19 protein-coding genes, 1 tRNA gene and 1 pseudogene are annotated in these 20,779 nt (G+C 41.4%); 11 read left to right on the top strand and 10 right to left on the bottom strand.

Annotation, left to right across the window (positions count from 1 at the left end; all coding sequences use genetic code 11):
* Positions 1-20 precede the first annotated feature (20 nt).
* Positions 21-932 carry a hypothetical protein gene (locus tag DLM75_RS02365; RefSeq protein WP_118966938.1) on the top strand — a complete coding sequence of 304 codons (912 nt, stop codon included), beginning with the start codon at positions 21-23 and terminating at the stop codon, positions 930-932.
* Here DLM75_RS02365 and DLM75_RS02360 read toward each other — a convergent pair.
* Together DLM75_RS02360 and prfA are read right to left on the bottom strand one after the other, a co-directional pair.
* Positions 929-2,431 carry a PLP-dependent transferase gene (locus tag DLM75_RS02360; RefSeq protein ID WP_118966937.1) on the bottom strand — a complete coding sequence of 501 codons (1,503 nt, stop codon included), beginning with the start codon at positions 2,429-2,431 and terminating at the stop codon, positions 929-931. The two genes, DLM75_RS02365 and DLM75_RS02360, sit on opposite strands and share 4 nt — an antisense overlap.
* A 66-nt stretch (positions 2,432-2,497) precedes the next feature.
* On the bottom strand, positions 2,498-3,562 hold the full coding sequence (gene prfA / locus DLM75_RS02355) for a peptide chain release factor 1 (RefSeq protein WP_118966936.1): 1,065 nt from the start codon (positions 3,560-3,562) through the stop codon (positions 2,498-2,500).
* A 40-nt stretch (positions 3,563-3,602) separates the two neighbouring features.
* Here prfA and DLM75_RS02350 point away from each other — a divergent pair, with 40 nt between their 5' ends.
* Positions 3,603-4,208: a hypothetical protein gene (locus DLM75_RS02350; protein ID WP_118966935.1), complete on the top strand. Its 606-nt coding sequence runs from the start codon at positions 3,603-3,605 to the stop codon at positions 4,206-4,208.
* 26 nt (positions 4,209-4,234) lie between these two features.
* Positions 4,235-5,395, top strand: a complete 1,161-nt coding sequence (locus tag DLM75_RS02345) for a hypothetical protein (RefSeq protein ID WP_118966934.1) — start codon at positions 4,235-4,237, stop codon at positions 5,393-5,395.
* Positions 5,396-5,397: 2 nt separating this feature from the next.
* Here the strand turns inward: DLM75_RS02345 and DLM75_RS02340 are convergent, their stop codons facing one another.
* From DLM75_RS02340 to DLM75_RS02325, 4 genes and pseudogenes are all read right to left on the bottom strand, one after another.
* The gene (locus DLM75_RS02340) at positions 5,398-6,444 is read right to left on the bottom strand and encodes a carbon-nitrogen hydrolase family protein (protein WP_118966933.1); all 1,047 of its coding nucleotides are present in this window, start codon (positions 6,442-6,444) and stop codon (positions 5,398-5,400) included.
* 11 nt (positions 6,445-6,455) lie between these two features.
* Positions 6,456-6,890, bottom strand: coding sequence for an NUDIX hydrolase (locus DLM75_RS02335; RefSeq protein ID WP_118966932.1), 435 nt, complete (start codon positions 6,888-6,890; stop codon positions 6,456-6,458).
* 160 nt (positions 6,891-7,050) lie between these two features.
* Positions 7,051-7,662: a rhomboid family intramembrane serine protease gene (locus DLM75_RS02330; protein ID WP_241547846.1), complete on the bottom strand. Its 612-nt coding sequence runs from the start codon at positions 7,660-7,662 to the stop codon at positions 7,051-7,053.
* A 31-nt stretch (positions 7,663-7,693) separates the two neighbouring features.
* Positions 7,694-8,405, bottom strand: a pseudogene (locus tag DLM75_RS02325) (TetR/AcrR family transcriptional regulator).
* Positions 8,406-8,927: 522 nt separating this feature from the next.
* Here DLM75_RS02325 and DLM75_RS02320 point away from each other — a divergent pair.
* The gene (locus DLM75_RS02320) at positions 8,928-9,818 is read left to right on the top strand and encodes an LA_3696 family protein (protein ID WP_118966929.1); all 891 of its coding nucleotides are present in this window, start codon (positions 8,928-8,930) and stop codon (positions 9,816-9,818) included.
* 542 nt (positions 9,819-10,360) lie between these two features.
* Here DLM75_RS02320 and DLM75_RS02315 read toward each other — a convergent pair.
* Positions 10,361-10,444 (bottom strand) — tRNA-Leu (locus DLM75_RS02315).
* Positions 10,445-10,561: 117 nt separating this feature from the next.
* Here DLM75_RS02315 and hisB point away from each other — a divergent pair.
* From hisB to DLM75_RS02280, 7 genes are all read left to right on the top strand, one after another.
* The gene (gene hisB, locus DLM75_RS02310) at positions 10,562-11,143 is read left to right on the top strand and encodes an imidazoleglycerol-phosphate dehydratase HisB (RefSeq protein ID WP_167731722.1); all 582 of its coding nucleotides are present in this window, start codon (positions 10,562-10,564) and stop codon (positions 11,141-11,143) included.
* Positions 11,140-11,772, top strand: a complete 633-nt coding sequence (gene hisH, locus DLM75_RS02305) for an imidazole glycerol phosphate synthase subunit HisH (RefSeq protein ID WP_118966927.1) — start codon at positions 11,140-11,142, stop codon at positions 11,770-11,772. The genes hisB and hisH overlap by 4 nt, the downstream gene beginning before the upstream one ends.
* Positions 11,769-12,494 carry a 1-(5-phosphoribosyl)-5-[(5-phosphoribosylamino)methylideneamino]imidazole-4-carboxamide isomerase gene (gene hisA / locus DLM75_RS02300; RefSeq protein WP_118966926.1) on the top strand — a complete coding sequence of 242 codons (726 nt, stop codon included), beginning with the start codon at positions 11,769-11,771 and terminating at the stop codon, positions 12,492-12,494. The genes hisH and hisA overlap by 4 nt, the downstream gene beginning before the upstream one ends.
* A 92-nt stretch (positions 12,495-12,586) precedes the next feature.
* On the top strand, positions 12,587-13,807 hold the full coding sequence (locus DLM75_RS02295) for a vitamin K epoxide reductase/DsbA family protein (RefSeq protein ID WP_118966925.1): 1,221 nt from the start codon (positions 12,587-12,589) through the stop codon (positions 13,805-13,807).
* 16 nt (positions 13,808-13,823) lie between these two features.
* Entirely contained in the window at positions 13,824-14,348 is a 525-nt protein-coding gene (locus tag DLM75_RS02290; protein WP_118966924.1) for a zinc ribbon domain-containing protein, read from the top strand.
* Between the two features lie 6 nt (positions 14,349-14,354).
* Positions 14,355-15,767 (top strand): PP2C family protein-serine/threonine phosphatase, encoded by a 1,413-nt coding sequence (locus DLM75_RS02285; RefSeq protein ID WP_118966923.1) that lies wholly within the window; start codon positions 14,355-14,357, stop codon positions 15,765-15,767.
* A gap of 91 nt (positions 15,768-15,858) precedes the next feature.
* Positions 15,859-17,676: a DUF885 domain-containing protein gene (locus tag DLM75_RS02280; RefSeq protein ID WP_118966922.1), complete on the top strand. Its 1,818-nt coding sequence runs from the start codon at positions 15,859-15,861 to the stop codon at positions 17,674-17,676.
* 12 nt (positions 17,677-17,688) lie between these two features.
* Here the strand turns inward: DLM75_RS02280 and thiD are convergent, their stop codons facing one another.
* The 3 genes from thiD to DLM75_RS02265 are packed head-to-tail and all read right to left on the bottom strand — an operon-like array spanning position 17,689 to position 20,763.
* Entirely contained in the window at positions 17,689-18,489 is an 801-nt protein-coding gene (gene thiD, locus DLM75_RS02275) for a bifunctional hydroxymethylpyrimidine kinase/phosphomethylpyrimidine kinase (RefSeq protein ID WP_429945408.1), read from the bottom strand.
* Between the two features lie 50 nt (positions 18,490-18,539).
* On the bottom strand, positions 18,540-18,914 hold the full coding sequence (locus DLM75_RS02270; protein WP_118966920.1) for an MGMT family protein: 375 nt from the start codon (positions 18,912-18,914) through the stop codon (positions 18,540-18,542).
* A 46-nt stretch (positions 18,915-18,960) separates the two neighbouring features.
* On the bottom strand, positions 18,961-20,763 hold the full coding sequence (locus tag DLM75_RS02265) for an ATP-binding protein (RefSeq protein ID WP_118966919.1): 1,803 nt from the start codon (positions 20,761-20,763) through the stop codon (positions 18,961-18,963).
* Positions 20,764-20,779: the final 16 nt, after the last annotated feature.

Below are 20,779 nucleotides of genomic sequence, written 5' to 3'. Positions count from 1 at the left end.
GAGAGATAGGAGAATTGAAAATGGTTCAAGTGGATGTTTTCTGGGCTTACGGATTGGGCGCAGGCTTTGCGATGGCGGCTTCCCGTCAGATAAAAAAAATTCAAACTTCGTCGGATTCTTCCTCCGCTACGATTCTGAAAGAAGTCGAGCGGAAGAATGAAAAAACTCCCTTTTGGAAAACGACGTATTTTCTGATCAACGTGCTCTTCCTTTCGCTCGTGTTCGGGCCGTCGGGTTTATACCTGGTTTGGCAGTTTACGAGTTGGGAAACCATGCAGGCTTTGGATAAATCTATGCCGGGTTGGTTGGTCACACTTTTCGGTTTCACGAACGTATCCCAGGGAATTCTTGCATTTTGGATTGTCTGGAAATTGATCGAAAGATCCAAAGAATTCTTCGGCTTTTTACAAGTGATGTTGGGTTATTTTGGAATGTTTTTTATCCTCGTTCACGGTTGGGACGGTGAAGGATACAAACGATTCTTTTCGGCAACTCGAGAAGAATATCTCAACAACTGGTCTTGGAATACGGCGCTTTCCTGGTTAACTTCCGACGTTGCGATCACCTTGTACGTCATGGGAGTGATTCTGATTCCGATCATGATTTTTATTATGTCGAATTGGTTGGAAGAAGGTCTTGAGTTACATGATGTCACCTTCGAACAAGAAACTAAGGTTGGAAGAGGAAGTCCGGTTCAAAGGATCGTTTTCTTTTTCGGTTCCGTTTTTATAGGAGCTCTCGGGCTTGCGATTCTCTCGAGTATGATCATTCATTTCCTCGGTTGGATTTTTGGAAGCCTCGTCGCGCTTGGAGTTCTCTATATATTAGGAATTTCTAAATATGGAATTCTTTTCGCGTTTTACAAAGGAATTTTTCATCTCAAAGGAAATCCGGCTTCGCAAAGTGGAATTCCCGCGGAAGCAAGAGTTTAGGCTTCGAGAGCTTTTTTGTATTCTTGGATCAAAAGATCCGGATCTTCGATTCCTACGGAGATTCGGATCAGATTGGGATCTAATCCGTTTTCTTTTAAGAATTCGAGTCCTTCTTTTTTAGTCACCAACTCATAGTGAGCCAAATAAACATAAAGCATGTTTAATGTGAATTCGGTTCCGAAACTCGGACCCTTTAACAACGCCAATCGATCGTAAAAAGATTGCAAAGGAATCGAAAGCTCGATGGATAAAACCCCTGCTTGAATTCCGGAAATTCTTGTAATCTTTGAAAAATGATTCGAGGAAGCGGGAGATCCGGTCCAAAAAACGTTTTTGATTCCGGGTTGTCCGGAAAAGAATTCGGCTAATTTTTTTACATTGGAACTGATCTTCAGAACACGTTCTTCATACCCTTTGATTTCATACGCGAGTCGTTCGCAGTCTCGAATATACGGGCTTTCCACCATTTTTTTGCAAAGAGGAAGAATCTCCTGAAACCACTGCGACTTTCGATTTAGAATCAAAGCGCCCATCATGAGATCTCCGTTGCCGCAGGCAAACTTGGTCAGGCTTTCTACGATTCCATCCACGTACGGAAGAACGTTGATTACAGCGGATCCGGCTATGGAAATGTCCGCGATCAAGGGAACTTTGTATTGATCTACGATTGATTTTAGTTTTTGATAATCCGGGACCAGGAGAAGTGGATTGGTCGGACATTCCGTGATCACTCCGGCGACACGATCCCCGTTTTGGTCTATAAATCGTTCAAGATCTTGCAAGTCCGTCGCGTTATGAATCACGTAGGAATCTTTCGTATATTTTTCCATGATGCGGATATTATCCACATATAACCAGCCAAGACGGATCCAAATCGTTTTGTTTTGCTTTTTTTGAATTTCATTGAACGCTTCAAAGACGGTATAAACTCCGTTCATGCCGGAAGAGGAAAGAAGAATCTCCGGATTTGAATTTCCGTAAAAGGAAGAAAGCGTGGAAAGAATTTTCTCAACCGGATTTTCTTTTTCGACCTTTTCTCGGAAAATTTCCTGAAGTATTCCTTTTTTTAAAAGAAAATCTTCGGCTTTTCGAGAGGAAGCGAGACAGCCGGTGTGTTGAATGAAGGAAAGAATTTCTTTTTCCAATTCTTTTAGATCGGGAATGACCAAAGTTACGATTTCTTCGTCTTCGATAATTTCAAATTCTTGAATGGAAAATTTCTGAACGATCGCATCGGCCGCCTTTCGGGAGGAAACGATAAACTGAGGAGTGGAAATCTTTCGATTTTCCTTGTTGTAGTCCAGAATCCGAGCAATATAAGAATGTGCTACAAACCTCGGATAACCCGACTTTAATCGGGAAAGGGTTTCGGTTCTTTTTTCTTCGTAGCCTATAACGTCCGTTAGGTGAGGTAGGCTCACGGATACCGCATGAATGTTTTCGAACGGGATTCTCTCGCCGCAGAGAGTTCTATGAGGTTCGCTGATTTCTTTTAACATTTCTCTAATTCCAGTTCGAGATCGATCCGTGATTTATCAACCTGTAAAATTCTAAGATTTAGTTCTTTAACTTGGTTGTGTTTCTGAAATTTTCCGAATTCGATCTACTTCCGTAAGAGCGCCGATCAATTCGTCCAAGTCGCCTTCCATGATGGCGGATAAATTATGACTCGTAAATCCGATTCTATGATCTGTACATCTTCCTTGCGGAAAGTTATAAGTCCGAACTCTTTCGGAACGGTCGCCGCTTCCGATCATTTGTTTTTTGATCGCATCCGAAGCTTGTTTTTTGTCTTCCGCTTGTTTTTCGAGAATTCTCGCGCTCAAAATTCTCAAAGCCTTGGCTTTGTTTTTATGTTGCGATTTCTCGTCTTGGCAAGCGACTACAACGCCGGTCGGAATGTGCGTGATTCGAACCGCGGAGTCGGTCGTATTTACGTGCTGTCCACCCGCTCCGGACGAACGATACACGTCGATCCTCAGATCGTTTTCGTTGATCTCGACTTCTTCCGCATCGGCTTCGGGAAGGACGGCAACCGTTACGGCGCTTGTGTGAATTCTTCCACCCGATTCGGTGCTCGGAATTCTCTGGACTCGATGCGTTCCGCCTTCAAACTTGAAAAGGTCATAGGCCCGATCGTCTTCCAATGCAAAAATAATTTCTTTCAATCCACCGATTCCGGTAGGGGAAGAATCGATGATCTCCGTTTTGATTTTCTGTTTGTCGGCGAAGCGGGAATACATACGAAAAAGATCCGCCACGAATAGACCGGCTTCTTCTCCGCCCGTTCCAGCTCGAATTTCGACCAGAATATTTTTACCGGAATTCGGATCCGGAGGTAAAAGTAGAATTTCGAGTTCTTTCTCGAGTTGTTCGAGCTTCTCACCTGCTTGCCGGATTTCTTCCTTGAGCATCAAGTGCATTTCTTCGTCTTTTTCGGACTGGATCAATTCTTCCGCGTCTTTTTTATCTTTTGTGAGTTTAAGATATTCTTCTACTTTGAGATAGAGCGGTGTCAGACGTGATCTTTCTTTATAAAGATTTTTGAGAGACGAAGGATCCTTCGCCAGATTCAACTCTTCGCTGATTCGAAGGTATTTTTCTTGTATTTTTTCAAGTCTATCTATCATTGAATGAACTCGACCTTTCCTTTGTAAATCAACCCACTCTATGGAAAACCATATTTCCGTCGCAGAAGCTTTTTCTGAAAAATTCTTAACCTTACTGACCGACCTCAGGGGTTATCGCAGTCCCTTCGGTAAAACCGTGGGAGATCCGAGCGATTTGATCCAGGAATGCGTTCAAAAAGCGGCAATCCGAGCCGGGGCCGTGAGCACCGGGCTTTCGATTCCCAAAATGCATTTGGGATATCTGACCTTAGTACCGGAAATGATTCTGTTCTACAGAATCCAAGGTCATCTCGTGAAAGATATCGCCGCTCTTTATGGGAAAGAATCACAGGTTTCTCCTGAAATTATGAGCTATTGTATCTTTCCGGATACGAATCACGCTTTGATTCGGTCCATCGTTCGAGATGTTGGTAGTAGGGTATTAGTCAGGCCTGCTTCTTTGGAAATTCTGCGCTCCATAGGCTTTCACCTCGGTTGGAAACTATTTCGTAAGAATGGGAATTCCTCTTCGAGATACGCATGGCTTCCCTATCTAGGCGCGCTTCTAAACGGAGGAATTTCATTTTTGGATACGAAAACCACCGGAAGACGAGCGAGCGATCTTTTTCAAAAAGAATTCGAATTTACGAACAACATCAAAGAATAGAAGAAAACGAGAAACCGAAATACATTATGAATATTGAATCCTTTTTGAAAAATAGAACCATATCGAAAGCATTTCTTTTAAAAAATACGATCTTGATTCTATTTACGTTTTCTTTTTTTAACCTTTGCAAAAGCAGTCATGAGACTTTTATCGAAGAGATTCAAGAGCTTGTAGAACAGGAAAAATACGAAAAGGCCGCTGAAAAGTTAAAAGAAAAACTACAATCTCCGAAAGACCGAGATGAAATTCTTTCTTCCGAGGCCCCTGATTCTACGCGAGTCATCGAATTTTCCAACGATCGGTTGAAGTTGGTATGGACGGAAGATCAGAAAATATTCTATCAAGACCTTTCAGCGGGAGAAAATAATTCCAGAAGTCTCGATCAGGTTCCTTCGAACTTATCTCTTTCACAAAACGCCAATTATGCGCTCGTGGAATATCCGATGCAGGCCTCGGGTGGTTGTAGATACGTTGCGATTTCCTTAAAAGATTCGAGCCTTTCTTACGAAGCGGGCGCTCAGGTTTCCTGTAAGAATCGAGGATCGATTCTTCCCGACGGATCAAAAATTTATTATTTCGTAGATGATAATCTCTACGAGGAAAAAACCGTGGAACCCAGAAAACCGGTTTTGGTTTTGAATAAGGAAAAAATCGTTTCTCCGTTTCCTAATTTAAAAACTCGTTCCTTGATGTATCCCTCGGGAAATTCTTTTTTGATTTTTTCCGGGAACGCCGGCGCCTATAATCTGTATTGGTTTCATCCCACGCAAAAGACGGCGGAAAAAATAGATAAGGATATTCTTAGTCCGATTCTCTATTACGGAAACGGTGAGAGCGCCTACTATATCGGCGGTGAAATTGGAAAGTTACACTTGAGAAGAATCAACTTTTCCTCGAAAGGCAAGCCGGTGATCACGAAACTATTTACGGTGAGCCGGAAGGAAATTTATCCTTGGAAATTAACGAAGAAGAATGAGTTTTTATCCGGATATTCGGGAAAGGTTCACCTCTGGGGTCCTTTGAAAAAGAGTCAGAACCTACCGATTCTTTGTGAAAGAGCATTCCTTTCCGGAGATGATCGTATCGTCTGCGAGACCGAATCCGGTCAATTGATCTTAAGTAAACTCGATTTTCAACCGGAAGACTGGAGTATTTGGAAACTCTACGAAGAAGTCCGTAGCAAATAAGATTATAAGAATAGATTGAGAATGAGAGGTTCTTTGCTATTCACTCCCGGAGTCGGAGCTCCGTATCTCGTCTTCACATAACTTCCACCTTCGAATTCTCGATCGATTAGGGAACCGGAAGGAATTACTCGAATCGTAGATTCAAAGTTGGATTTTGTAGCCCATTCTTTGAGAATCGTTTCAGCAGATTCTTCTCCGATTGCGATGATCCTCGAAACAAAAGTTTTTCTGATCTTTTCTTGAAAGTCAGGATTCTTAAATTCTTCCAGATAAAAGATTCCGAATCTTGCGAATGGAAATTGATAGGTAACGAGAGAAACGTTATTTTCCTCATTGGAGGAAAGTCGATTTTGAGCAAAAGCAGAAATATCTTTTTTCCATGGTTCTGCAGGATTGTGAACGAGATATTCTTTGGAAATTTTACCGTCCGGTTCAAAGAGGAAGGAATATTCTTTCCATTCTCCGTCCGGATTGGAAATCAAGTTTCCGTTTTCCATTTTCGTATCCGGTAAAAGAACGGAGCCCGATAAAAGATAAACTCCGTACGTTCTGGAAAGATTCGAAAAAATCCTTTGGTACGTGGATGCAATTCTTGAATACGGATTCGGTTTTTCTCCGGCGATCGATCCGATCCAATTTTTAAAACCGTTTTCTATTTTTAAAAGATAGAAGGCTTTTTCAAGACTTTGTCGCGAAAAGACTTCCTGACGCGCATTTAAGAAATATAAAAAGCTTCCAACATGCGAAGGAAATACGACTAACGTATTTTTTTTGAGAAGTCCTTTTTGTTTGGCAAGTTTGATCGGATTTTCCAAAGATTTCAAAAATCTCTCTTCCGAGGAAAAGTCTTCCAGTCTCCATTCCGGTTGAACGACAAGGATATTACCTGCGTTTCTATCAAAACCGGCGGAAAGAATTTGATATTCCCTTTGTTTCAATGAATTGTATTGTTCGTAGGATACTTCCTTTCCCGAAAATACGGATGCGATACCGAAAAATATCGGAATCAATATCAAAGATGCGATTGCGTTTTTCCAAAATGGAGTCATATTCTTTTTCTCTAATAAACGAAAGAGGCATATTCCTTGAGATATAGATTGACGGCGTCCAGCATGTATTCCGAGAACAAGGGACTCGGATTGTAGAAATGAACGTTTTCCCAGGCGATGTAATCGTGTTCTTCGGAAAGTTGTATTTCCCCTCCCAAAAACTCGGCGTGATACGCGATGATGATACATGGGAAATTCCCCTCGTTCACTCGATGTTTGTGGATGAAGAGGGGTTTGGGAGAAACACGAATTTGCACGTTGGAACCTAATTCTTCTTCAATCTCACGTTCCATGCTGAGATTCCAATCCTGATAGAATTCGTCCTCGTTCATTCTTCCGCCGGGTAAGTCGCCCAAGCCGGATTTTCGATCCCTAAGAATGAGCAGTTCATCTCCTTTTCTGAGAAAAAGTTTTTGAGTGATTTGAAAGAAACCGTGTTTGCTCAAGGATGATTTGTTCTCCGAGTTTCCATACAGGGGCTGATAAATTTTCCTTGCTGACAATCATTTTTATCTTCAAATCCCATTTTGCAGAACGAAACTACCAAAGAAGGATAGGAATATTCAAATCAACTTAGAATTCAGACAACCTTAGAAGAATCAATTTCTAACGATTGGAATAGAAGAACGCCAGAATCAAAGTTAGAATGATAAAAATTACATTGAGAATGAAACCTGAATGAAGTTGTTTTCGTTCCGTCGGTTTCAGGAAATACGCGGCAAAGATGACGGATATAAATCCACCCAAGTGCGCCCAACGAGCCACGCCATCGTCCGTAAAGACGTTCGTGATGTCCGAATAGACCATGATCCACGCGACAAGAAAGACAGGAAAGGGAATGTTCTTATGATTAAATCGTAAGGAGAATGGGGAGAGTAGAGCGGCAACGGCGGCGATACCGGAAATCGCTCCCGAAGCGCCAACTACCGGAGTGGAATCGTGTAATATGATTCCGCGAATAAAAGAATCCAGAAGAGAGGAAATCAACGCGGCCATAAAAAAGAAAAGCAACCATCTTCCTTTTCCCGCTTTGTATTCAACCGCGCGTCCAAGAAAAAAAAGATAAAACATATTACCGAAAAGATGAATGAGACTTCCGTGATAGAATACGGCCCCGATCCAAGAGATCGGTTGTATATGTCCTGGATGATTTAGGAAATACTGACGGATCAAATGTTCGGGTAAAAAAATGTTTACCAGAAAGAATGTCGCTGTCATTAAGAAGACGAAAAAAGTAGTTAAAGGAAATTCAAAAAGAAGAATCCGAATCAAAGTTTTTCTTTTCCTCCTGGAAAATATCGCGACAGATAGGATTTAAGAATGATCTTCAATTCGATGATCATACGGCTTGAAAATTCCTTATCTTTTTGCTCGCGAATCCAACGGTTCAGAATGGCATCCGTTACTTCCACGACAATTCTTGAGATGATTTTATTTTCAGAGGGGTTTACCTGAAACTGAGATAGGATTCGAGAAACATTTTCGGAGATTTTTAAATTGTTTTCTCGATCGATTTCGATCAGCTCCGGATCTTGTTTCATAGAAGACCAGAGGGGAGCAAATCCCGGTTCGGTAAGATAAAAATTGGCAAAGGAATCGATCACGAGGTCGATCAAATCTTCCCAGTTGCTCCCGGAAAGATCGGACTGAAAAATTTCAGAAAGCATCAAATTGACCCTTTCCAAATGTCTTTGACCGACCGCATTTAAAACGGCGTGTTTGTTCGGAAAGTATTGGTACAAAGAACCGATCGGAATTTCCGCTTCTTGAGCGATCATATTGGTCGTGATCGCTTCCGCTCCGTTCCGTTCCAGAAGCACTGCAACGACGTCTAGAATCTTTTGCACACGGTCAATGGATCTTCTTTGGGATGGCTCCTTTCTCGGATCCAAAAAAGATGGATTTTTCCCTGATTCGCTATTTATAACTTTCTTATTCTTGACTGTTTTCTTCGAAATCAAAGCAAATCTCCGCCGCAGAAACGGTCAGGTTCCATTTATGGAATTCACTGGAGAAATTCAAGAAAAGTATTGAGCGAAAAATGATTTGTTCTCATTTTCCCAAGTCGAAATTGCTTTCCATTCATTTAAGAATTGAATGAAAAAAGTAGGATTTCCTATTTCAAGAATTTGATTCAAGCCTTAAAGGATAAGGACTTGACCTATTCATTTTATAAGAAGGAAAATCCGTTCTCCCAGGAAAGAATCTGAATTTCTCTTAGGATAAACTATGTTACAAGGTCGGAAAAGAATTCTCCGTTTGCAAAGTTTAGCTCGATCAACTAAAGAATAGTATAGAATTCTAATTGATTCTTCCTAAGAATAGAATGGGTCGAGGATTTTAAAAATTCTCCAGAAAAAATTCACTTTATTTAAACTGAGGTAAAAAATTTCACCTTTGGAAAACCATCCTTTCGATTTCCGGAACCGTATTGTGAAGAAGGAAAAAATGAGCTTGAACTCAAAAGAAAGGAAGGTGCGAATATGGGAATGGATTTCATTCATAGAATTCCACGTAAGTTAGAAGAACTTTTGGGTCCGGAAGGAACGGATCAATTTGTAGTTTTCTTAAACGATGCTTTTATGGCTTCCAGAACATCTACACTCGAAACCTCCGTAAATCTATTTGAAACAACTTTTCATTCCGAGAGTAGAAATGTATTTCTGAGCATGGAAGCGGTGAAAACAAGCGTTTCCGCAGAGCTTGAAAAATTACGTTATGAAATGAAAATCGAAGTCGCGGATGTTCGAGGTGAAGTTTCGAATTTTCGCGCAGAAGTAAAAGTTGAGATCGCAGAGTTGAGAACTGAAATGGCCGCGCTCAGATCTGAATTCAAAACAGATAGTGCAAATCTTCGTAAAGAAATTTCAGAATTCAGAGAGGAATTAAAAATCGAAATTGTGGAACTTCGAGCTGAACTGAAATCTGAAATCATAGAATTACGAACGGAGTTAAAAACCGAAATTGCTGAAGGAAAAGCCGAATGGAAAGCGGAAATTGCAGATCTTCGAACGGAACTAAAATCAGAAATTGCAAATGGGAAGACGGACTTAGAAACGAAAATAAATGATCTTAGAATAGAATTAAAAACGGAAATAAGCGATCTTCGCACCGAGATGAGATCTGAGGTTGCAAATTTGAAAACTGAAATTGCGGAAGTTCGAAAAGACTTAAATATCAGCGTTGCCGGATTGAAAACGGAAATTGCCAATTTTCGAACCGAAATGAAAACAGAAATCTCGGATGTTCGAATCGAATTACAAAAATCAATCGGCGATATTCATAAATCCATCGTTTTACAGACACGTTGGATTCTCGGTGGAATGTTGGGAGTCGCAAGCCTTTCAGCGGCTTTGGGAAAAATTCTAAATTAATTAATTTTTGCCGAAGAAGGGACTCGCCCCTCCGCAGTCTCGCATCGTGCTCGACTTTGCTCCGGGGCGTCTTTCTCGCGCACTCATCCATCCTGGATTCGTGTCGCGTTTTTTCGCTTCTTACGGAAGCTCAAAACGCTTTCGCTCGAAAGCTTCGAGTCCTTGTTAGATCGTTCAATTAATTTTTGCCGAAGAAGGGACTCGCCCCTCCGCAGTCTCGCATCGTGCTCGACTTTGCTCCGGGGCGTCTTTCTCGCGCACTCATCCATCCTGGATTCGTGTCGCGTTTTTTCGCTTCTTACGGAAGCTCAAAACGCTTTCGCTCGAAAGCTTCGAGTCCTTGTTAGATCGTTCAATTAATTTTTGCCGAAGAAGGGACTCGCCCCTCCGCAGTCTCGCATCGTGCTCGACTTTGCTCCGGGGCGTCTTTCTCGCGCACTCATCCATCCTGGATTCGTGTCGCGTTTTTTCGCTTCTTACGGAAGCTCAAAACGCTTTCGCTCGAAAGCTTCGAGTCCTTGTTAGATCGTTCAATTAATTTTTGCCGAAGAAGGGACTCGAACCCCCACGACCTTGCGATCGCTGGCACCTGAAGCCAGTGCGTCTACCAATTCCGCCACTTCGGCGAGGTGGAATGCAGTGAGAAACTGCTCTTACAATCTCAAGAGGCTTGGCTTTTCCGTCATCCATTATTTTGGAATTCATTGACACGGAGGTCGTTCGGATTCTATGATCCAGGTAGAATGAAAGCAGAACGAAAAACATCTGAAACTGAAATCAAATTGGAGATGAATCTCCGCGGGACTGGCAAGTATCAATTTGATACGGAGATTCCTTTTTTCGAGCACATGCTTTCTCATATCTCCAAACACGGTTTGATCGATTTGAATCTTTGGTTGAGAGGAGATATTGAAATCGATTGTCATCACTCTGTGGAAGATACCGCAATTCTCATGGGCAATACCATTCACAAACAACTCGGTGACAAGGCGGGAATTTTTAGATACGGGCATTTTACTCTTACGATGGACGAAGTCTTGACCACGGTCGCTGTGGATCTCGGAGGTCGTTACTTTTTCAAATATACCGGACCGGAACTCACGGGAAAGTTCGGGATTTACGACGCAGAGTTATCCTTAGAATTCTTACAAAAACTCGCGCTCAACGCGAAGATGAATCTTCACGTAGTCGTTCATTATGGTGAGAATAGACATCATATTCACGAATCGATTTTTAAAGCTTTAGGAAAGGCTTTGAGAATGGCGATCGCACAAGATTCCGCTTCCGCCGGAGCGATTCCTTCCACAAAAGGAGTTTTGGAGTGATTGCTATTCTCGATTACGGAATGGGCAATATTCATTCTTGCATCAAAGCCGTTTCTCTTTATACAAAAGACTTTGTTTTTACGAAGGACCGTGCTACGATTGAAAACTCGAAAGCTTTGATTCTTCCCGGCGACGGACATTTCGATAAGGCGATGGAGAATCTCAATGCGACCGGTCTTCGAGATACGATCGATAAACACGTTTCCTCAGGAAAACCTCTTTTCGGTATTTGTATCGGTTTTCAGATTCTTTTTGAATCTTCTGAAGAAATTGCACAAGGTTCGAAGAAGGATCAGATCGATGGTTTGGGTTATATCAAAGGAAAGATCCGCAAATTCCACGGTAAGGATTTTAAAGTTCCTCATATCGGTTGGAATCGTCTTCAGTTTCGCAAAAAGGAAAAGAGTATTCTTCTGAAAGGAATTCCGGATCAGTCTTTTTTTTATTTTATTCATTCTTACAGACCTACGGACGCGGAAGGAAACGCGATCACTGGACTCTGTGATTATTATCAGGAAAAATTTCCAGCCGTTGTGGAAAAAAATAATATTTTCGGGACTCAGTTCCATCCTGAAAAATCGCACACTCACGGACTGAAACTTTTGGAGAATTTTATTCAATCTGTATGATCATCATCCCTGCTATAGATTTATTGGATAATTGTGCAGTCCGTTTATTCAAAGGAAATTATGAAGAAAAGAAAATCTATTCTTCTGAACCTTGGAAACTCGCGGACGGTTTTAGTAAGAATGGAGCCTCTTTGCTTCACCTCGTCGATCTCAACGGCGCTAGAAATCAAATCGGTGTAAACGAACATTCTATCTTGAAAATTCGAGAAACAACTTCGCTGAAAGTTCAGTTAGGCGGTGGAATTCGAGATAAAGAAAAATTAGAATACTATCATAAAATTGGGATCGATCGTTTTATTATCGGAACAGCGGCGGTCACCGATCCGGATCTTCTCAAGTTTGCGTTGGAGAACTACGGAAAAGATCGTGTCGTTGTCGCCGTGGATGCAAGAGATGGAATCGTCAAAATCGCAGGTTGGGAAAAAGATTCCGGTGTCCACTATCGCGATCTTTTAGAAAAGCTCGCAAAAGCAGGAATCGAACACGTCGTTTTTACGGATATCGCACAGGATGGAACTCTGGCCGGGCCGAATCTGGAAGCCTATCGAGAAATTCTCAATTCGTTTCCGTTTCAAGTCATCGCTTCCGGGGGAATTTCGTCCTTAAAAGATCTGATGGATCTTTCTTCCTTGGATACAAAAATTCCTCTCTACGGTGTCATTACGGGAAAAGCGTTGTATGAAGGAAAGTTAGATCTCGCGGAAGCGATTTCCACACTCTAAGCGGAAACCGAAGAATCCGTTTGGATTTTTCTTTTCACCTGGAAAGGAACCATACATAAAGGTAAATCGATCTTACAGGATCGGGGAAATTCATGAATCAATTATCCAAAAATAAAATTTCGATCATTCTTTCTGCAATAGGTTTGATCCTCTCTTTCCTTCTTATCCAAAAATATTACGGAGATCCGAGTTCAGTTGGCGAGGCTCTTTGTAACGCAATCAGTGAATCCGGTTCTTGTGATAAGGTTTCAGAAAGTTCTTTTTCGGCGATTCGAAATGTTCCCGGGTTAGGCGATCTTCCAACTGCGTTATTCGGTTTCATTTTTTACGGTTTCGTCGGGTTTCTTTTTGTTCTTTCCAAAATCAAAAAGGAAACAGCGGAATCGAATCTTCGACTGGCGTTTTACGTATTACTCTTAGGCTTGGCCGCGGATGTAGGTTTGTTTATTATATCGGTCGGCGTGATCAAAGCGTTATGCGGTCTTTGCGGCGCGACCTACGTCGTTACGATTGCGCTTCTTGCTGTGAACTTTCCCGGATTCAAGGCGATTTCGGATAAATCCGTTTCCGCAGTGACCAGCGCCTTAAACGGGAACTTCTTGAATCTTCTGATTGTAACTTTGTCCTTTTTCGTTCTCGGCCTTTATGGTGGAAGACTTTCCACAGGTGGGGCGAGACTCGTTTCGGGTGCCGCTTCCGGTGAAAAGGCGATTCCTGTTTTATTAAAAGAATTCGAAACCACTCCGACGGTTCAAATAGATCTGAAAGATGTCCCGATCGTTGGAGATCCGAATGCGCCGATCACGATCGTAAAATATGCAGACTTTAACTGCGGTCATTGTATGCACACAAGTAAGATCCTAAAATCTTTTCTCAGCGAATACGACGGAATCATCAAAGTGGCATATAAGAATTTTCCATTGGATGGAAACTGCAATCGCCTCGTGGGAAGAAAGTCTCCGGAAGCAAGTTCTTGTGTTGCCGCAAGTGCGGCCCTCTGTGCGAATCAGCAAAGTAAATTTTATCCGGTTTATACCGGTCTTTACGAAGACAATGAAATCGGAGTGATGCACACGGTGGCGACGGTAAGTCGACTCGCCGAGAAGAACGGACTAAAAATGGATCAGTTTCGCTCTTGTATGAGTTCCCCGAAGATCAGAGATCAGATCAATCGTGAAGTGGACGAGGCGGAAAAATTAAAAATCAATTCTACGCCGACTTTGTTTATCAACAACAAACCGCTTCCGAAAAGCGGCACTCCGGATGTGGATTTTTTGCGCCAATTGATCAATCAACTCATCAGTCAGAGCTGATCGATTTTCGAAAAACATGGAGGCGGAGAAACGATTCTGTAGGAATTGCGGAAATCATATATTATCGGATACGATACAATGTGTTTTCTGCGGATCGTTTCAATCGAGAGAAACAGTTTCCTTTTTTCGTTTTCTTTCCGAAAGTAAGTTTTTTAGAATCAAAATACTGTATCCCGTAATACCAATTTTAGGATTTTTACTTTTGGCTTTGAGTGTGATTCTCTGGCGAAAAGTTCTTCCTCTTTCGTTACCCTCCCTGTTCTTTTTCTGGTCTTTGATCTTTTCCGTCTCGGGTTGGATTGGAGAATTGATCTTAGATTTGAAATTCCACGGTGATGTGAAGGATTTTCGAGAAGGATTTATAGAATGGCAGAAACACCTTTATGATCGATCTCCGTATCTATCTTATCTTGGAATGATTTTATTCGTCGCAACTCCTTTGATACAGTGGCAAAACTCTCTTTGGTTTTCCTTGGCCTCGGCGAGTATTTGGACGGCATTGATTTCTTTTATTTTTCTAGTCCTCATTCCACTCATTTAGAAATTCATGAATTTCTTTCATCTTAAAAAAACGTTTCGACTTCCGGTTACTTTCAACTGGATTTTGGGAGGATCGTTTGTTTCCGTTCTTTTTTCTATATTAAAATTTTTTAATACGGAAGGATTGGAAAAGGTTTCCTACTCCGAATTGGCATTGTTCTTCCTTGTAAACGCAGGAACCGCTATTCCAATAAACTATCAATTGGCGAACGGCCGATGGAATCTTCAGAAATGGATGAAAATATCGTTTTATTTTTGGCATATTCCGATGTTACTTTTCAACGCCTGGCTTACGGTTCAAGTTCCGGATTTTCTTTTCGTAATGCTAACTGCTCTTTATGGAAGTTATCTTGCCCCCTTTGGTATGATGGAAAGACGTTACTTTATTTTGGGTGCGCTGATTTATTCTTTTTGTTTGTTTTTATTTTATTTTACCGGAATCGCTGGTACGTCTCCGATCCGATTTAGCGATCGAACTTTGGTGATTTTCTTTTTTATTTTTGTCTTAACGATCCTCTTGTATTTTTACTGGATGAGTATCACCTCCGGTTTCTTAAAATCGCAAAGTTCAAAGGTTCAAAAACTTCTTCGATCTTCAAGAAAAGATAAACGTAAACTTTCGGAAGAACGAAAAACGATCGAAGAGTTGATGACTCAACTCAATAAATCGTTCAATATCATCAAAAAAGACTTATCGACCGCTAAGAGAATTCAAAAAAGTATGCTTCCATCCGGATTGGAAAAATTTACCGATTTGGATATTCGGGCTGAATACATTCCGAGAGACGAAGTAGGCGGAGATTTTTATGATATCATCCGAATCAGCGACGGCGTTTATCGTCTCTTTTTAGCGGACGCTACGGGTCACGGTGTTCAGGGCGCTTTGATTACAATGGCGATCAAAGTGGAATATGAATTCTTGAAACAATCCGGAAAACGACCCGGTGAAATATTAGAAATATTGAATTCGGATTTTATCGAAAAATTCAAATCTTTGAATCTTTACTACACATGTATTCTTGTCGATCTGGACTTAAACAAGGGTGTGTTGAGATATTCATCTGCGGGTCATCCAGAACAAATCTTGATACAAAACTCCGAATTTCTTACACTTCCCAACATGGGGAGGATGATCGGACTTTCCCCGGCTTCCATTTACAAGGATAAGATTTTAAAAATTCACGCGGACGATCGGCTCCTCCTTTTTTCGGACGGTCTTTTCGAAGGATCAAATTCTAAAAAGGAATTCTACGGTGAGAAACGACTCCATAATTTATTGAGTAACGTGACCGAAAAAAGTTCGCACGAACTTGTAGAATTTATCCTAAAAGACATAGAGAGATTCGCCGATGGAAACCGTTTTCAAGACGATTTAACGGTGGTTACTTTGCGTATCACAAAGAATTCTTCCGGCGGTTAAGTTTTTTCCTTTCTCGGAATTTTGACAAAAGGGATTTGTTTTCCAAAAATAGAATTTTCATTCTTTAGCCGTTTTTGTATTTTGTCTCACTATGTTCAGCATAACGGCGCGAAAACGGATTCTATTCGGTTTTTTAATCCTTCTATTTTTATTCTCTACGCTCGTCTTACATACGATTCTTTTTAAACCAATCACGCTCGGTCTTTTTTACGAAAAGGTATTTTGGGAATCGGTTTTAGACGACCCAGAATACCTTACGTCGCTTGGAGTTCTTAATAATTTCGGAATCGATGGATATCAAAAAAAGCTAACGGATATCTCGATCGAAAAACAAAAACAGGATCTGGAAAAGGCGAAGAAGAATCTAGAGGTGCTCCTTTCTTATGGAAAGGAGGGTTTGACGGATCAAGAACTTCTTTCTTTTGAAATTTTAGAATGGTCTTTGCGACTTCGAATCGACGGTGAACGATTTTTGTTTCACGATTATCCCGCCAATCAGTTGTTCGGCGTTCAAAGTCAGCTCCCGACGTTTCTGGCGACTCAACACCCGTTAAAATCAACGAAAGACGTGGAAAATTATATCGCGAGATTAGCGCTCGTTCCTAAAAAAATCGATCAACTGATAGCGGGGATTTTGCTCAGAGATAAAAACCGAATTCTTCCTCCGGATTTTATTTTGGATCGTTTGATCTCCGAGGTTTCGGGCTTTATTTCCGTCTCTGCAAGAGAGAATATTCTTTACGTCGCCTTCGAAAAAAAACTAAGAAAGATCGAATCCATTCCCAAAGAGAAACAAGATCTCTATCTCATTCAAGTTCAGAATTCGGTAGTTACTCAGATATTTCCGTCGTATTCAAAACTTCTGAATTTATTCAACGATCAAAGAAAACGAGCGGATTCGAGAGCGGGAGTTTGGAAACTTCCTGACGGGGACCGATATTATTCTCATGAACTAAAAAAGCATACGACTACCGAATTGAGTCCGCAGGAGATCCACGATCTCGGTCTGAGTGAAGTTGAAAGAATTCAGACGGAGATGAAGGCGATTCTCAAAGGACTTGGTAAGAATCAACCGATTCCTGTAGCGATGGCGGGACTTCGAAAAGAAGCCCAGTTTTTGTTTCCCGATACGGAAGAAGGAAAACTTCAAGCTTTAGAAGAATATAAGAAAATTCTAAAAGACTCGAAAGAAAAAACGAGGCCGCTTTTTTTGCGAATGCCGGTAGGGAAAGTCGAAGTGGAAAGAATTCCCGTTTTTAAGGAGAAGACGGCTCCAGGAGCCTACTATGACGAACCTGCTCTCGATGGCTCTCGGCCGGGAATCTTCTACGCGAATCTCAGGGACACAAAAGAGATCCCGAAGTTCGGAATGAGAACCCTAACGTATCACGAAGCGATTCCAGGTCATCATCTGCAGATCGCGATCATGCAAGAGCTAAAAGGTCTTCCTCGTTTTAGGAATACGATTACGTTTACTGCCTACGTCGAAGGTTGGGCTTTGTATGCGGAACGATTGGCAAAAGAGTATCATTTCTTTGAAGATCCTTATTCCGATTTGGGAAGATTACAAGCGGAACTTTTCCGTGCGGTTCGTTTGGTCGTGGATACCGGAATCCATTACAAACGTTGGACCAGGGAAGAGGCGATTTCCTATATGATGGAAAATACAGGTATGGCGCCAAAGGACGTAACCGCAGAAATTGAACGGTATATCGTTTATCCCGGACAAGCTTGTTCTTACAAATTGGGAATGTTGAAAATTTTGGAACTCAGAGAAAAGGTTCGAGCCACGAAAAAAGAACGGTTCGATATTCGTGAATTTCACTCTGTCGTTTTAGACAGCGGTTCCTTACCGCTTACGATTCTTGAAAACTTAGTAAAAGAAAAGTTGTTAAGCGAAGTAAAATAAACCGAATTCGTACTAAATCGTCGGTGTGTGATTCAGGGTCTTATCCTTCCCTGCGGTGTAAGCATGTTCGATCGCCGCGTGGAGGTATTCCTTCGCATTTCCAACGGCTTCCACCAAAGAATTTCCAAGCGCTAAGTACGAAGTGATCGCCGAAGAATAGGTGCAACCCGTCCCATGCGGATAAAAACCGGTCACAAAAGGTTTTTCGAATTTATAAATTTCTTTTCCGTCATACAGAATGTCCAACGCCATCTTTTCGTTTTGCAGATGTCCCCCTTTTAAAAGGACCGGAACGCCAAATTTTTCAAAGATGTCTTTCGCCAAATCGGTCATTTCAGAACTGCTTTTGATTTTTTTTCCGCAGAGAATTTCGGCTTCATCCAAGTTCGGAGTGATAAGCTCCGCGAGGGGAATCAAACGATTCAACAGTGCATCTATTGCAGAATCCTGTAGAAGTTTTGCCCCGCTTGTAGCGACCATCACAGGGTCGATGACTAAGAAGAACGGTGCGCTCTTTTTTCGCGCCGACAAAAGTGAATGTGTACGTTCTATGATAGACGTGGAAAATAGCATTCCGGTTTTGATTGCTTTTACCGGAAAATAATCCATAACTGCAGAGATTTGTTTTTCCAAAAAGTCTACGTCGACTTCTAAAATACCCGTTACACCCGAAGGATTTTGGGCGGTTAAACAAGTGATCGCCGATGTTCCGAACGTTCCCAGCGCGGTAAACGTTTTGAGGTCGGCTTGAATTCCGGCACCACCTCCCGAATCAGATCCGGCGATTGTAAGAGTTACTGGCTTATTGTTCATAGAAGATATATTCTTTGATCACTTCAGGCGAAGTAAGAAACAAGGAAACTTTATTTTCTTTTTTTGCGAGGAGCGGAATTTAGAATTAGATTCGGCCAACCATATAAATGGAAGTCTACCGTTTCGTTTACGGAGAATTTAACCCCTTCGTCCTCTAATATCTTTTTTTGGAGAATGGAACGACCCGTATCTCCTCGAAAGGAAATTTTTCCCTGACTATTGATTACCCTTTGCCAAGGAACTTTTTGTTCCTGCGTTTTGGATAAGGCGTTGAGCGCATAACCTACTGCGCGGGAAGCTCTGGGTTTTCCCAATAGCGCCGCGATTCTTCCATAAGATGTTACTTTTCCTTTGGGAACTTTTTTTACAAGTTTATAGACTTCCTTAAAAAAAGATGTCTCTTGAATTTCTTTTTCTTTTTTCACGTTCGTCTGTTCTGAATTTAAAATTGAAATAAGTCGGTTCGAATTTTTAGGTCGAGACGAGTTCAGGGTTCACAGGTAGTTCCACTCGGAAAGTCGTTTTCCCTGGTACGGAAGTCAGGGTGATTCTACCCTTGTGTTTTTCCACGATTCCTTTTACGATTCCGAGTCCAAGTCCCGTTCCCTCTCCTTGATCCTTCGTTGTAAAGAACGGATCCCAAATTCGATCTTGGATCTTTTGAGGAATCCCCGGCCCGTTATCTTCGATCTGAACGATCACCCGATCGCCGGATGGAAATACGGAGATCTCGATCTTTCCCTTTCCTTTCAGAGCTTGTACGGCATTTTGAATGAGATTTGTCCAAACTTGATTTAGCTCGTCCTGATTGCAGATAACCATAGGAATCTCGGAAAAATTACGAACTACCTCGATTCCATATTTTACCTGATTGTGAAGAATTACCAACGTCGTATCCAAACCTTCGACTATATTTGCCGGAGACAATGTCTTGGACTGATCCAAGTGAGAATACGACTTCAAAGCTTTGACGATTCGAACTACGTTTCGAATCGCATAACGGATATTTTTGATGTTTCGATTGATATGGGTCGCGTTCTTCAGCATTAGATAACCTCGATCGTCGTCGCCCATGATCACTTTATAGATATATTTTCTTTCTTCTCCTATCTGATTTTCGATTATAAAATTGGAAAGTTCGGAGGAAATCGATTCACTGAAATTCATCCGTTTCATTTCTTCTCGAAGCTGGTTTTTTAAACGAAACTTTTCTCTCGAATCGAGTTCGGATCTTTTTTTATCCCGAAGAAGATGCAGAAGTGCTAATTCGAAATTCTTTCGCAGAATTCGGTTTTCCGCTAAAAGAACGATGTCAAAAATATTTCGCACGAGATAACCCATGTTCTGATCGAGGTTGTCGGCGGCGCCATTGATAACGCCCGCCGGTGTGTTTATCTCGTGGGCGATTCCGGCGACCATTATGCCAAGGGAGGCCATCTTTTCAGACATGATCAACTGAGACTGTGCATTCTCCAGTTCTCGAGTTCGGATCTTAACTTTTTCTTCAAGCGTTTCCGTCAACTCGATCAATCGCTCGTAGAAGATCGCGTTCGACAAAGACATCACGGAAACGGAACGTATCTCGTTTAGTTTTTCGATTTCTTGCGCATTGTATTTTTTTTGATTTTTTCTTTCTCCTAAAACGATCATTCCCAATAAACTTTTGTTTAAGATGAGCGGGACTACGAGTTCGGCGTTAGTCGTTGAAAAAAAGATTTCGGCGGACTTTCTGATTTTTTTTAGGTTCGGATCGGTTTCAAATTCTTTAAAATTGTAAATCTTATCATTCTCCGTAACCCAAAGCAGAAAAGGGTCGAAAATAAAAAATTGAATTTCACCCGAATCCGGAAATGGAGCAAATTTTCCCATTTCTTCCTTCCATAAGAAGATTGTGACTTTTTTTGTGGGAATTACCGTTTCAATGAACTTAAGAATTTTCTCACATACGAGTTCCGTCAGATTTGTCGCGATTAGATCGTTCTTAAATTGATCGAGGACGGAAAGATATTTTACGATTTCCACATTCGATGACTGGAGGAAAGGAAAAATTCTTCCAAGAAATTTTCCGGAAATTCTTCTTAGAATACGAATCGATAAGATATAGACTAAAAATCCGATAAGCGCTCCCGGAATGAGAGTTAAGAATATTCGAAGAATTTCAAAAGAAAAGAAATGGAATGACTGCAAAATTAGGACGGAGATAAGCTGAAAACCAGCAATCAAAAGAATTAAATAGAAGATTGGCCCTAAGGCGTTGAGTCTTTGGGTAGGCATAGAAAACGCGTAAGAA

It is taken from the genome of Leptospira stimsonii (genome assembly GCF_003545885.1).
Lineage (GTDB): Bacteria > Spirochaetota > Leptospiria > Leptospirales > Leptospiraceae > Leptospira > Leptospira stimsonii.
This window is presented reverse-complemented; position numbering and strand designations above follow the sequence as displayed.